The organism is Halomonas sp. KM-1 (assembly GCF_000246875.1).
Classification (GTDB): domain Bacteria; phylum Pseudomonadota; class Gammaproteobacteria; order Pseudomonadales; family Halomonadaceae; genus Halomonas; species Halomonas aerodenitrificans.
The window spans coordinates 18,192-31,131 of record NZ_BAEU01000032.1; the positions used below are offsets into that span (position 1 = coordinate 18,192).

Here is a 12,940-nt window from a genome sequence, read left to right on the forward strand (position 1 = left end):
CAGTTTTCAGGCAGTGCCTAGATGAGGCCCAGGAAGGGTACTAAAGTCAGCGCCAGTATCGCTGCCACGGCGCACACCACCAGCAATACCTGCAAGGGATGATGGCGCAGGCGCTGCCACAACGTGGGCGCCTGGCCGCGCTCGACCTGCTTGGCATGTTCCTGCCGCACCCGCTCCTGACGCTCGGCCTGGTAGCGGGCGAGCGCTTCCCGCGCCGCTTCCAGTTGGGTGTCGTCGCGCAGCCAGATGGCGTCGACCCCCAGGCGCCAGAAGCCGGCGTGGGTCTCGTAGGTATCGAAGCCGTGCTCGTCGAGCAGGCGGCGCACCTCCCAGGCCTCTTCCTCGGAGACGTTGGCCAGCCGGAACAGCAGCGTTGCCATCAGCCGGCCGCCTTGCACAGTTGCTCGGCGCGGGCGATGGCCTCGTCGGCACCCGTCAAGTCGAAGCTCATGAACCAGTAGTCCTCGTCGCCGCGATCGAAGCGCAGGCGCAGGGTCTCGCCGTCGCGCATCTCATCGAGCAGCAGATCCAGCTCATCGAGATAGAAGTTGACGTAGAAGCCGCGGTCGCCGCGCTGGGTGATGAACTCCGCGGCGCCGCTGTGGATGGTGGCGTAGTCGACCCGCAGGTCGCCGGGCACCAGGTTGGCCACGCGGCTCTCCGACTGCAGCTCTTCGAGCTCGACGCGTACTTCCAGCCACGGCAGGTCGCACACCCCGGGGGTGTAGTTCACGCTGAAAATGGAGTCGCTGTAGCTGTGCTGCTCCAGAGCGCGGAAGTGGCGCTCCTCGCCCAGCGACAGGGCCAGCGAGTGCCAGTGGCCGTGAGCTTCGACATCGCTCACGTTGTAGTTGGTGGCCAGTGCCACGTTGGCAAAGGGAAAGGCCGCCAGCAGCGCCGTAGGCACCAGGCCGGCGAGCAGCCGGCGGGCGGCGTGTGGCCGAAGGGATCGGGTCATGTTCGGGTTCCTGATCGACAGGCCTGGGATGGTAGCACTCGCAGCGCGCCGCGCCGACCCCGTCAGGTGTCGGTTACGGCGAGGAGTGGCTTCACGGCACGCTTGCGTCGGCGCCCTCAGTGCGCGGCTCCTGCTGCGTATGGGGCTCAAGCTGTGCCTGGGGGGCAAGCCGTGAGTAGTAGGCCGCCAGGTCGGCGATGTCCTGATCGCTGAGACCGCGGGTCATGCTGGCCATCAGGTGGCCGCGCTCGCCGGCCCGCAGCGACTGCATGCCGGCGATGAAACGCGCTTCGTCCATGCCGGCGATGCTCGGGTAGCGGGAAGTCACACTGCGCCCTTGATAGCCATGACAGCTGGTGCACAGCTTGGCCATGTCGGCGCCGCGCTGCGCGTCGCCGACCAGCGCCGGAGAGGAGGTATCGCCGGACCAGACGGCCTGGCTCAGCGATATCAGCAGCATGGCGATGGCACGCGAGGCGAGCTTCATGACCATGGGCTGGACCCTCCCCTGCAGTGGGTACGTATCAGTGGCCGTGCATGGCGCCACCGTGACCGGCGTGGTCATTCACTTCGTTGCCATGGCCTTCGTGACCGGGCATGCCGCCGTGGTGCTGCATGCTGGCATCCGCCCGCGCGAGCTCGGTCAGCAGCTCCAGGTCGATGTCGCCGAAGGCGAGCACCTCGCCGCCATGGGTCTCGCTGAAGGCCTCGGCATGATGGCGCTCCCTGAAGGATGCCAGCGTATGGCCCATGGCGCCACGCTGGTCGTGGCCCGCCACGTACCAGGCTTCGCTGGCCAGGATGAAGGCGTCGTCGGCCGGCCGGCTCCAGGGGGTCACGGCCACGTCGTGGACCCATGCATGGCTCAGGCGGTTCTCGTTCTCCGGCTGCAGCAGGAAGGCGAACATATCGGTGGTGGAGCAGAACTTGCGTACCGCCTCGTCGCGATTCAGATAGGCCTGGCCCTTGGGGCCCGGCAATTCTGCGATCAGCATGCCGCAAACGTGGCAGCTGTCGCCGTCGGTGATCGGCTGGGCCGCGGCGAGGGGCTTGTCTTCACTGCCGCTGCAGCCCGCCAGCAATACGGCAAGAACCAGGGCGGTAAGGGTGGTGCGTGTCATGGTCTTTCTCCGAAACGGGCAAATCAGGGATCAGGCGGAATGGTGGCGAAAGCGCAGGATGGCCAGTCCCAGCGGAGCCACGATCCAGCCGACCAGGATCAGCAGCAGCCAGCCGGCATGGAAGGCGGTGTTCTGGGCGATGGCGGTCACCCCGGTGTAGGCCTGGGCGGACTCGAAGCCGACCATGTTGATCAGGCGGAAACCGTCGGTGGGATTGAGCAGCAGCAGCCACGGCAGCCAGTCGCCGCCGCTCTGCACGCTCACCAGCAGTGCCAGCAGGCCGAGATCGAACACCAGCACGAACAGGAACCACACGCCCAGTGCCAGCCCGGCGGCGCGCGCCTTTTCGGTCACCCACACGCTGATCAGGTAGGCGAAGGCGATGAATACCCAGCCCAGCAGCACGCTGCTGAGGATCAGCAGGCTGAGGCTGGCGACCAGATCGCCGAGCGCCACGCCGTCGGCGGCGAAGGCGATCACCACCCCGGCAATGCCGAAGCCCAGCGCCGTGGCGGCGCCCAGGATCAGGCCGTGGCCGAGGAACTTGCCCAGCAGCAGCGAGGTGCGACTGAGCGGGTAGGTGAGCAGCAGCAGCAGGGTGCCCGACTCCTGCTCGCCGACCACGGCGTCGTAGGCCAGCAGCAGGGCGATCAGTGGAATCAGGAACACCGCCAGGGTCGACAGGCTGACCACCGTGGTGGCAAGCGACGTGAAGCCCATGCCGCCGCTGGCGGCGGCGCCGAACCAGGCGATGCCGACGGCGAGTGCGGCCAGGATCAGGGCGATGGCCAGCACCCAGCGATTGCGCAGGCCGTCCTGGAACTCCTTGCGGGCGACGATCAGGGTGGTGTTCATGGTGTGCCTCGCTGGTCAGGGGTGGACGAAGCTGCGGCGACGGGCGCCGAGAAGTGGGCGTACAGGTGCTCCAGCGTCGGCGGCAGCACGTCGATGTCCTCGACCCCCGGCGTGCCGGTCAGCCGGCGCAGGGCGCTCATTTTGGCCGAGGGGTGAACGCCGAGCTCCAGCGCCGAGCCGTTGAGGTAGCGCGGGGCGATGCGGCTGTCGTCCCAGCCGGCGGTCCAGTCGACCCCGGGCCAGCGGCCCTTGGCGCGAATGGTCAACGGCAGCGAGGCTTCGCGGCGCAGCTCCTCGAGGCTGCCCAGCGCCAGGCGCCGGCCGGCGCCGAGGATCAGCGCGCGGTCGATGTAGGGCTCCACCCCAGGCAGCACGTGTGAGGAGAGCAGCACTGTGCAGCCGCGCTCGCGCAGTTCGCGCACGGTTTCGTAGAAATCCCGGGTGGCGGCAGGGTCGAGCCCGGTGGTGGGCTCGTCGAGCAGCAGCAGGCGCGGCTCGCCGAGCAGTGCCTGAGCCAAGCCCAGGCGCTGGCGCATGCCTTTGGAGTAGGTCTTGACCCGACGCTTGGCCGCATGGCCCAGGCCGACCTTCTCGAGCAGCTCATCAACCTGCCGACGATCGATGCGCTTCAGGCGGGCGAAATAGTCGAGTACCTCGCGACCGGTGAGCTGTTCGTAGAAGCTGACGTTTTCGGGCAAGTAACCCAGATGGCGACGCAGCGTCTCGGCGTGGGGGCCGTCGGGGGCACCGCCGAGCACTTCGAGCGAGCCTGCGCTGGGCGAGATCAGGCCCAGGATCAGCTTCATGGTGGTGGTCTTGCCGGCGCCGTTGTGGCCCAGCAGGGCGAGTACCTCGCCCTCCTTGACCGTGAGATCGAGAGCCTCGAGGCGGGTGAGGTCGCCATGGCGCTTGGTCAGCCCGTGGCATTCGATGACCGGATTCATGATTGGGCTTCTCCAAGGCTAAGGGCTTCCCCAGGGCTAGGGGCGTGCATCAATGGTGCGCTGTCGCGCACGCCCTGGGCGCGGAAGATGGGGAACTGGCGCTGCACCCAGCGCAGGGCGACCACGGCGGGGCTGTGCAGCAGCAGGCGCGCCTCGGGGTGGCGCCACAGCAGGCGGTCGACGGCGTCGTTGGGCTCGTAGGGCGTATCGCCGACGCCGTTGCCGTCCAGGTCCCAGCCCAGGTAGTCGCTCCAGTAGTTGCCGCGGCCGTCCCGGGACCATTCCTGATGGCGGGTGGCCACGTACATCACCTGCTGACGGTTGTTGATGAAGGCGTTGTCGTAGAGGCGGTTGTTCTCGGAGCCTGCCGTCAGGTGGATGCCCATCTCGCTGTCGGCCAGGCGGTTGCCGCGAATCTCGTTGTGCTGGGAGTTGTAGATGAACAGCGCCTTGCCCTCGGCGCCGAGCGTGACGCCGTGCTCGCTGCCGCCGGGCCCGTGCCAGGCGGTGATGCCGCGAATGTCGTTGCCGGCGATGGTGCTGTAGTTGACGTAGTTCATCAGGATGCCGTAGTTCATGTCGCGCTCGGAGCGGTTGTTAACCACTTCCAGATCGCGGGACATCATCAGCGCGTATCCGGCGCGGGTGCCGCTGGTATGGTTGCCCACGATCTTGCCGCCGTGGGTGAACATGTAATGAATGCCGAAGCGCGAGTCGCGCAGGCGGTTGTTGCGGAAGGTCAGGTCGCGGCTGGTATCGACGTAAATCGCATCGCGGCTGTCGCGTACGTCGTTGTCGGCGATGGTGCCGCCGCTGATGTTATAGAGGCGGATAGCGTCGCCACGGTCCTGGGAGCGCACGCCGGTATTGCCGGCGATGCGGTTGCCGATCACGCTGGGTGTTTCCAGGTGCCACAGCCACAGACCGAAGGCCACGTTCTCCAGCACGTTGTTCTCGATATGGATGCGGTGGGCCTCGCGCTCGACATGGATACCAGCGTTCATGTCGGTCAGATTGAAGCCGGAGTTGCGCAGGGTCAGGCCCTCGATGCGCACGTCCGGGGCGCTAATGCGAATCACGTCGCCGTTGCCCTCGCCGTCGAGAATGGCGCCGGGCTCGCCGCGCAGGGTCAGCGGCTTGTCGATCAGAATGCTGCCGATGTGCAGCCCTTCAGTGAGGATCAACTCGCTGCCGGGGGCGGCGGCATCGATATGCGTCTGGAGTGGACCGTCGCCGGGCGCGATGCGCAGCTCGCCGAAGGCGAAGGTCGCCGTCAGCAGCAGGCCGCAGCCACCCAGGAAAGAAAAGAGACGTTTCACTACGGTCACCTCGAGTAGGACAGTGGCCGGCCCCGCGGGGCCGGCCGGGTTACATCGTCATGCGGGTTCTACGAGCATGCGACCTGACATCTCCATGTGCAGGGCGTGGCAGAACCAGCTGCAGTAGTACCAGTGGACCCCGGGCTTGTCGGCAACGAAGGTCACCGATGAGGTCTGCTGCGGATGGATCTCGAAGTTGATGCCGTGGTTGACCAGGGCGAAGCCGTGGCTGACGTCCTCGATGGTGTCCATGTTGGTGACCACGATGGTGACCTCGTCGCCCTGCTTCACGCGGAACTCGGTGGTGCCGAAGCTCGGCGCCACCGAGGTCATGTAGACGCGCACCTTGTTGCCGTCGCGAATGACCTTGTTGTCGCGTTCCAGGGTCACGCCATCGGCCTGGGCCATGGCCACGGTCTCGGCGAAGTAGGGGTCGTCGCGGGTATAGACCTGCGACGGGTTGAGCTGGTCGGCACGGATCATCAGCGCATCGTGGGGCTCGGCGTAGGTCGGGCCGTCGTGGATCAGCTTCATCTGCTCGCCGCTGATGTCGATCAGTTGATCGTTCTCGGCATGCATCGGACCCACCGGCAGGAAGCGGTCCTTGGAGAACTTGCACAGCGCGGTGAGGTACTTGCCGTCGACGTCACGGCTACAGGCCAGCGAGGCCTTGATGTGGCCGATGTTGTAGTGCACGTCGATGCGGTCGCGGATGTAGTTCACCTCCTCGCCGTTGTAGGCGCGAATGGAGTCCTCGATGTTCCACTTCACCACCTGGCTGTCGAGGAACAGCGAGGTGTAGGCGTTGCCGCGGTTGTCGTAGGTGGTGTGCAGCGGCCCCAGGCCCACTTCCGGCTCGGCCACCACGACGTCGCGCGGGTCGGACAGGCCACCGTCGAACCACTCGGCCACGCGGGACCACTCGATCACGGTGCAGGTCGGCGACAGCTTGCCGCTGACCACGCAGTACTTGCCTTCCGGCGGCGCGGTGTTGACGCCGTGCGGGCTGCGCGGGGTCGGCACATAGAGGGCAAAGGCGTTGCGGCCTTGGTGGGCCTGCTCACGGGCGTCGACCACCGGTACCGGGGAGTCGCCGATGGTGGTGTATTCGCCCGCGGCAACGGCACGCTCGATGGCCGGCACGTCGAATATCACCGTCCAGTCGCGCTCCGGGCCCATCATTTCCGGCAGGGTCATGCCGCGGGCCGAGTTGTAGCAGGAGGCGGCGACGAAGCGGCCGCTGTAGTCGGTGTCGCAGTTGTCCAGGTTACCGTCGACGATCGCCTGCCACTTGAACTCCATGGTCTCGGCGTCGATGCAAGTCATCATGGTCCAGTATTCGGACGGATCGTCCAGGTACTCGCCGTTGTTGTTCAGCGGCACGATCATCTCACCCGCCGCGAAGACCCGCTCGGTACTCGGCACGCGCTGCAGGGTCAGACCGTGGATCGACTGCACGTTGGGAATGGTGAGGATCTTGTCGGCACGCATGATGTCCAGGCGAATCCGCGCCACCCGGGTGTTCAGCTTGTCGTTGATGAAGCAGTAACGACCGTCGTAGCGGGCGTCGGTGTAGCTTACCTTGGGGTGATGGGTGTCGCCGTTGAGCGGGGCGTTGGGGCCCAGCACACGCTTGGACTCATTGGTGATGCCCCAGCCGGTGGCGCTGTCGACGTTGAACACCGGGATGCGCAGCAGTTCGCGCATGGAGGGCACGCCGAGGATGCGCACCTCACCGGAGTGGCCACCGCTCCAGAAGCCGTAGTACTCGTCCAGCTCGCCCGGCTCCACGTGGTGCTCGTTGTTGGTCGCCGCCTCGGCGGGGCGGCTGCGCACCAGGGCACCGGCGCCGAAACCGCCGGCCAGGCTGGCCCCGGCCACGCCGGTCACTGCGCTGTTGCGCAGGAAGTTGCGGCGGCTGAGGTCCTTGATGTGGTCGTTATTGTCGCTCATGGTTCACTCCTCCTGAAGAGTGGGAATGCGCTGCAGTTTGGCCTGGCTGCCCTGCGCAGCATCGGCCGGATAGGTTTCCACGGCACCGCCCTTCGAGGAGCCGCGAGCGGCCTTCTCGTAGCGCTTGCGGCGCTTGATCATTGGCGGACAGCGCCGGTCGTCGTGGTAGGTCACCTGACAGTCCAGGCAGTAGTGGCACTCGTTGGCGTTGATGCGGCCGTCGGGATGGATGGCGGCCACTTCGCACTCGTTGGCACAGATCTGACAGGGGGTGCCGCAGCTGCCGCGATGGCGCTTGAGCCAGTCGAACAGGCGCAGGCGGGCGGGAATGGCGAGCCCCGCGCCCAGCGGGCAGATGTAGCGGCAGTAGGCCTTGTGGGTGAAGGCCGAGATGGCGAGCAGGCCAAGGGCATAGGCCAGGAAGGCCCACTCGCGCTGGAAGCGCATGGTCACGGCGGTCTTGAACGGCTCTACCTCGGCGTAGCGTTCGGCCTGGCCCAGCGAGTGCAGCGAGACCGCGAACAGCGCCAGCAGAATGATGTACTTGATCGCCCACAGCCGCTCGTGCAGGGCGAAGGGCACTTCGAACTGAGGCACCCGGAGCTTGCGCGCGGCCTTGTTGATCAACTCCTGCATGGCGCCGAAGGGGCACAGCCAGCCGCAGAACACGCCGCGGCCCCACATCAGCAGCGTCACTGCGACGAACGACCAGAGGATGAACATCATCGGGTCGATGAGGAACGACTCCCAGCTGAAACCGCCCATCAGCGAGTGAACGAAGGTCAGGATGTTGACCACCGAGAGCTGGGCCAGGGAATACCAGCCGATGAACACCACGGTGTAGACCAGGAAGCCGACCCGCAGCGGGTTGAATACCCTGGGATAGCGCACCAGCACGTCTTGGAACAGCATGATCGCCGTCAGTACGGTCAGGCCGGCGCCGAGCACGGCGATCTGGAAGGTGCGGTCGCGCCACACCTGGACCCACAGCGCTTTTTCCACTGGTGCTTCGAAGCGCTCGATGAAGCGCTCGGGGATGCTGTAGTGGGCGTTGAAGCGTACGAACTCGGTCTCCAGCGGCCCGGCGGCGCGGCGCACCAGCAGACCCAGCTCCCAGGGCTCGCCCGGGTCGAACTCGGCCTCGTTGCGGATGATGAAGATGTCGCGCTCGGTCAGCCGCGGTGCCCCGTCGATGCCGAGGCGCACGATGCGGCGGTGGTCGCTGTCCTGGAAGGCGATGTTGGTGTTGCCCTGAGAGGCCTCGATACGGTCGAAGATGCCGCCGCGCACATAGCCGGAGCCCTTGAAGGAGTAGTCGCCACTGGCCATGACCCCAATGGCATGCTCGCCCTCGTCGAGTCGCTCCATCAACTGCTCGTAGACGATGTCGCCGAGCAGATTGCGGCCGGCGGTCGGCGCATTGAGATAGGTGACGTAGAGATCGATGAAGGTGTTCTCGGCCGCCTGACCGCTGGCGTAGCCTTCGGCGGCGGTGCCGACGAAGGCCTCGTCGATCTCGCCGTGGGTCAGGTGCAGACGGCGAATGGTGCCGTCGCCCACCAGGGTTTCCCAGTCGGCCGGCTCGAACACCTCGTAGCGTACTTCGGCCGGCGGTGTGGCCAGCGGGTCGTCGATCAGGCCCTGCTCGGCGGCGACCCGGCGGGCGGAGCGCATGACGGTCTCTGTGAGCACGATCACGGTGACCGTGGCACCGGAGATGGCATCCAGGTTCTCGCCCACGCGTAGCCGCGCGTTGACGTGATGGGGCGCGTGGGCATCGGCATAGTCGATCAGGCGCTGCTCGGGAATGCCCACCAGCATGATCGGCTCTTCGTGGCCGAGAATGGTGGCCTGAGTGATGTGAGCTTCCAGGTCGATGCCCACCAGCATGTTGATCGGTTTGCCGGAGTAGGCCGGAATCGGCGCAATGTCGTCGGTCTCGAAGGCGTAGCCGAGCAGGGTGTCGCCGGCGTAGACCGCCTTGGCGGCATGCTCTCCCTCCACTTCCGCCAGTCTCGTGGCGCTGGGGAACCCCGCCTTCACCTGGGAAAGTTCAAAGGCTTGCGCGGACGCGCCGAGCAGCATCGACAATCCAAATACGCAGGCAAGAATCAGGGTGAGGAGCGGGTAGCGCCGGATGGACATGGGCATTCCTTATCAAGCGCTTGTTCGAGGCCAGGAAAAGGACTTGCCAGGAACATGCATTTGAAATGTTGCTTATGTTGTTGTCCATCATGCCAGTTGACCAACGTCATCGAATTGACGTGGATCATGCGCGGGAGGGGCTGGAGACGAGGTTGAAGAGGTAGTACCGAGGGAGTAGGCAGGCTTGGTTACGGTGAGGTGATGTCTGGAAGAGTATTGCGAAGGGGCGGCGGGGCGCGTGATGGCGATCTTGGCCAGCCGCCCCGCCGCTCAGGCGGAAATGTCCGCCTGAGCTTTGATGGCGTGATTAGAGCACCGGCTCGAGCATGAAGTCGACGGCGGCCTTCACTTCCTCGTCGCTCAGGTTGGCGTGTCCACCCTTCGGCGGCATGGCGCCGATACCCTCGATGGAGTGGGCATACAGGGTTTCCATGTCCTGCTCGAGGCGCTCGGCCCAGGCGTCGGCATCGCCCTTGATCGGGGCGCCGGCGGCGCCGGTCATGTGGCACGCCATGCACGCCTGGTTGTAGATCGCCTCGCCATCGGGCTCGGCCTGGGCCACGGTGGCAAAGGCCAGGGCGGCAGAGCCGGCGAGCAGAGCGGCGGTAAGTTTCTTCATGGGTTTCTCCTTATGCTTGATTCACGGTGAAGCCAGTCTTTTTTAATTCCACTCGAGGGCTGGCCTCGATTTACAGCCAAAGCGGATTTTGGCACATCTATGCGGCGCCTGTCGGGATCTGCATTAAGCGCGCGAGCTGGGGCTGCCGTCTGCCGAGCATGTCGGCAAGGGTGTAACGATCCAAGACTTCCATGAAAGCGCCCATCGCCTCGTTGAGAATGGGCTTGAGTCGGCAGGCCGGCGTGATGATGCATTCGTTATGATCGCGGAAACACTCCACCAGGCCGAGCTCGTGCTCGGTATCGCGCACCAGTCGTCCCAAGGTGATCTCCTCGGGGGGCCGACTGAGCAGCAGGCCGCCGTTCTTGCCGCGGATGGTGGTGATGTAGCCACGATGACTCAGATCCTGGACCACCTTCATCAGATGGTTGCGCGAAACGCCGAAACTCTCTGCAATCTCGTGGATGGTGGCCCGCTCTTCCCCTTTGACGGCGAGGTAGAGCAGAACGCGCAGCGCATAGTCGGTGTAACGGGTCAGATGCATGAAGTTCGGCCTGTCTTGATGGGCGTCAATTAAGGTGCGCTAACATCTTCTTATCATAACACTGCTTCGTTGCTTGCTCGCGCTGGGCATGGCTGTGGCATCGGGTCGCGTCAGTATGAAGGTGGCCACACAGCCGAAAATCGCTGCTGTCGTCCCCAGCACCAAGCCGGGTGCACCGCCGAACCATAGTACCAGCCAACTGAAAGCAAGCAGAACGATGGCGAGTTGCTTCGTCCTTCTGGCAATGGCCCGCTGCTCGCGCCAGGCATGCAGTGGCGGGCCCAGTCGCGGATGGTGCCATAGCCAACGCGCCAGGCGCGGCGAACCCTTCGGCGCTGCCCAGGCGGCCACCAGCAGAAAAGGGGTGGTCGGCAGCAGCGGCACCACCAGCCCGGCGGTGCCCAAAGCGATGGCTCCGTAGGCAAGCATTCGCCAGCCCAGGCGTAGCACGGTTTCTCTCATCACACCCTCGCGAAATTTTCGAGGCGCAGTTTCGCGCGTTCATTCTAAGTAGTATTTTATATACATGTTTAAAAACTTTGCCAAGTCTACGTACGCACCGGACCCTCAAGCGGGGGAGCTGCGGCTCCCGGCCTGGCGTTGGCTGTTCCCCTTGGCGGCCTTGCATGCCGCCCTGATGGTACCGCTCTCGCTGCTGGCGCTCTATCACGGCTGGACAGCGGTACAGCTGGCGACCCCGGCAGCCCATGCGCGCGAGATGCTGTTCGGCTTCGCCCTGGCGGTGATCGCCGGCTACCTGTTGGGACCGGTGCCGCGCCGCCAGCTGGCCGTGCTGGTGACGCTCTGGCTGTTGGGTCGAGTGGGCGTGCTGACCTGGCCGGGCGCCGTGGTGGCCTCGCTGGCCGACGCAGCCTTCGCGCTGTGGGTGGCCGGGGGGCTGGTGCCACGCTTCATCGCCGCCAAGAAGTGGCGCAACCGGCTGCTGTCGCCGCTGCTGGGCATGATCTGCCTGCTGGCAGTAGTGACCCTGACCTGGCGCTATCTCGACGACATGCCGACCACCGCGCCGCTGATGCATCAGAGCGTGCTGTGGCTGGTGCTGCTGATGACCTTCATGGGTGGTCGCGTCATCGTTCCGGCCGTCAATGGCTATTTCGCGCGAGAGTTCGCACGAGAGTTTCGCCAGGCCGGGGTGGGCGTGCAGCCGCGTCTGGAGGCGGCGCTGATCGTGCTGCTGGGGCTGGCGCCCTTCGTCATGCTGCTCGATCTGCTGCGCCCGTTGGCGGCCTTGCTGGTGCTGGCAGCGGGCCTGCTGGTGCTGACTCGCATCTGGCACTGGCGGCCGTTAGGCTGCCGTGAGCGGCCGGATCTGCAGGTGCTGATGCTGGGCTATGCCTGGCTGGCCATCGGCCTGGTGCTGCTGGCGCGCAGCTGGTGGGCGCCGCAGCATGCCAGCACCGCGTTGCACGCCTTCACCGTAGGGGCGCTGGGCACGCTGTCCAGCAGCATCATGCTGCGCCACGTGATTCTGCGTGCCAAAGGCCGCCCGGAGCGGGAGCGAGTGCTGCTGCCGCTGGCCGGGCTGTTCGCCACGGCAGCGGTCCTTCGCCTATGGGCCATCGATGCCGGCAGTGCCTGGCTGCTGCTGCTGTGGGGCTCGGCGCTGGCCTGGAGCCTGGGCTGGCTGCTGGTGGCCTGGCGGCTGTGGGTGTGGATTCGCCGATTGCCTCTACGTGACAACGCCACACTTGACTCGGGGCTCAATAGATAACCCAGTGCTGCAAAAAGCCGATGCGACGATAAACGGCGCAGGTGGTATGGATCCTGGCTCGTGTATACGGGGAGCGACTCAACCTGCTTCCAGTTCAGCCAGTCAGATACCATAGATGTCTTTCAGTAACGAAGTGAGCCAGCATCGATTATTGAAATACTGGCCATCAGAACGACAAGGCTCATAATGACGACAAGGACGCAAAGAGCTTTTTCTGCATCGCTATTTGGAGTAGATGGTACGCCATGGCGATTGGGCCCCGGGGTGCCGGGAACGAAGAGCAACGCCAAGCCGATAAGTAGACCTACGAAAGGAACGAAGTATAACAATAACCACCAACCGGTGGCGTTAAAATCATTCAGGCGACGGGTGCAGTGAAGCACCATCATCACCATGCATGGAATCCATGCGAGCATGACGATGAGTGACAGCGCGACACCAGCACCGTCGCTACTCGATGAAACCCCCACCAGAATGGCCAATAGCATAAGTGCCGCAGGTATAAAGATCATGGTAGACATGTAAAGAAAAAAGCGAAGTCGGCCGATCCTGCCCCTGCTTTGAAAAATACTGGGCGCGTATGAGTCCATGCGTGAGTTCTTTGCGCTGCCAGGAGTAGCTGAAGCTCTTGCGGGCATTTGAGTCCTTGCGGGTTGTCTGCTTTAGAAACCGTGTGGGTAGTCGGAGGTAGGTTTCGATAGCAAGAAATGGGAGATATGAAAAGTGGACCAGCCCCACCCAGCGAGCTGA

At 64.9% G+C, this 12,940-nt stretch carries 15 protein-coding genes; 1 reads left to right on the forward strand and 14 read right to left on the reverse strand.

What is annotated here, in order from left to right; genetic code table 11:
* Nucleotides 1-17 precede the first annotated feature (17 nt).
* The 12 genes from B8115_RS02645 to B8115_RS02700 form a co-directional block, all read right to left on the reverse strand.
* Complete coding sequence (locus B8115_RS02645; protein ID WP_010626197.1) at nt 18-380, reverse strand: DUF6164 family protein; 363 nt, start codon at nt 378-380, stop codon at nt 18-20.
* Nucleotides 380-958, reverse strand: a complete 579-nt coding sequence (locus B8115_RS02650; protein ID WP_010626198.1) for a hypothetical protein — start codon at nt 956-958, stop codon at nt 380-382. The genes B8115_RS02645 and B8115_RS02650 overlap by 1 nt, the downstream gene beginning before the upstream one ends.
* A gap of 91 nt (nt 959-1,049) precedes the next feature.
* Nucleotides 1,050-1,451: a c-type cytochrome gene (locus tag B8115_RS02655; RefSeq protein WP_010626199.1), complete on the reverse strand. Its 402-nt coding sequence runs from the start codon at nt 1,449-1,451 to the stop codon at nt 1,050-1,052.
* Nucleotides 1,452-1,482: 31 nt separating this feature from the next.
* Entirely contained in the window at nt 1,483-2,079 is a 597-nt protein-coding gene (locus B8115_RS02660) for a nitrous oxide reductase accessory protein NosL (protein WP_010626200.1), read from the reverse strand.
* A gap of 30 nt (nt 2,080-2,109) precedes the next feature.
* Complete coding sequence (locus tag B8115_RS02665; RefSeq protein WP_010626201.1) at nt 2,110-2,934, reverse strand: ABC transporter permease; 825 nt, start codon at nt 2,932-2,934, stop codon at nt 2,110-2,112.
* Nucleotides 2,931-3,878 (reverse strand): ABC transporter ATP-binding protein, encoded by a 948-nt coding sequence (locus B8115_RS02670; protein ID WP_010626202.1) that lies wholly within the window; start codon nt 3,876-3,878, stop codon nt 2,931-2,933. The genes B8115_RS02665 and B8115_RS02670 overlap by 4 nt, the downstream gene beginning before the upstream one ends.
* Nucleotides 3,875-5,197 (reverse strand): nitrous oxide reductase family maturation protein NosD, encoded by a 1,323-nt coding sequence (locus B8115_RS02675; RefSeq protein WP_010626203.1) that lies wholly within the window; start codon nt 5,195-5,197, stop codon nt 3,875-3,877. Before B8115_RS02675 ends, B8115_RS02670 begins: the two co-directional genes overlap by 4 nt.
* 57 nt (nt 5,198-5,254) lie before the next feature.
* Entirely contained in the window at nt 5,255-7,150 is a 1,896-nt protein-coding gene (gene nosZ, locus B8115_RS02680) for a TAT-dependent nitrous-oxide reductase (RefSeq protein WP_010626204.1), read from the reverse strand.
* 3 nt (nt 7,151-7,153) lie between these two features.
* Complete coding sequence (gene nosR, locus B8115_RS02685; RefSeq protein ID WP_010626205.1) at nt 7,154-9,295, reverse strand: transcriptional regulator NosR; 2,142 nt, start codon at nt 9,293-9,295, stop codon at nt 7,154-7,156.
* A gap of 307 nt (nt 9,296-9,602) precedes the next feature.
* Nucleotides 9,603-9,914 carry a cytochrome c5 family protein gene (locus B8115_RS02690; RefSeq protein ID WP_010626206.1) on the reverse strand — a complete coding sequence of 104 codons (312 nt, stop codon included), beginning with the start codon at nt 9,912-9,914 and terminating at the stop codon, nt 9,603-9,605.
* A gap of 97 nt (nt 9,915-10,011) precedes the next feature.
* On the reverse strand, nt 10,012-10,458 hold the full coding sequence (locus B8115_RS02695; protein ID WP_010626207.1) for an Rrf2 family transcriptional regulator: 447 nt from the start codon (nt 10,456-10,458) through the stop codon (nt 10,012-10,014).
* A gap of 39 nt (nt 10,459-10,497) precedes the next feature.
* Nucleotides 10,498-10,920: a YbaN family protein gene (locus B8115_RS02700; protein WP_010626208.1), complete on the reverse strand. Its 423-nt coding sequence runs from the start codon at nt 10,918-10,920 to the stop codon at nt 10,498-10,500.
* A 64-nt stretch (nt 10,921-10,984) separates the two neighbouring features.
* Here B8115_RS02700 and B8115_RS02705 point away from each other — a divergent pair, with 64 nt between their 5' ends.
* Nucleotides 10,985-12,190 carry an NnrS family protein gene (locus B8115_RS02705; protein ID WP_083861761.1) on the forward strand — a complete coding sequence of 402 codons (1,206 nt, stop codon included), beginning with the start codon at nt 10,985-10,987 and terminating at the stop codon, nt 12,188-12,190.
* A gap of 122 nt (nt 12,191-12,312) precedes the next feature.
* On the opposite strand, the gene B8115_RS02710 is transcribed toward B8115_RS02705, so the two are convergent.
* Both B8115_RS02710 and B8115_RS23860 read right to left on the reverse strand, forming a co-directional pair.
* Nucleotides 12,313-12,711, reverse strand: coding sequence for a DUF805 domain-containing protein (locus B8115_RS02710; RefSeq protein WP_370542916.1), 399 nt, complete (start codon nt 12,709-12,711; stop codon nt 12,313-12,315).
* On the reverse strand, nt 12,641-12,940 hold a 300-nt coding region (locus tag B8115_RS23860; protein WP_238539186.1), incomplete at its 5' end, for a hypothetical protein. The genes B8115_RS02710 and B8115_RS23860, both read right to left, overlap by 71 nt.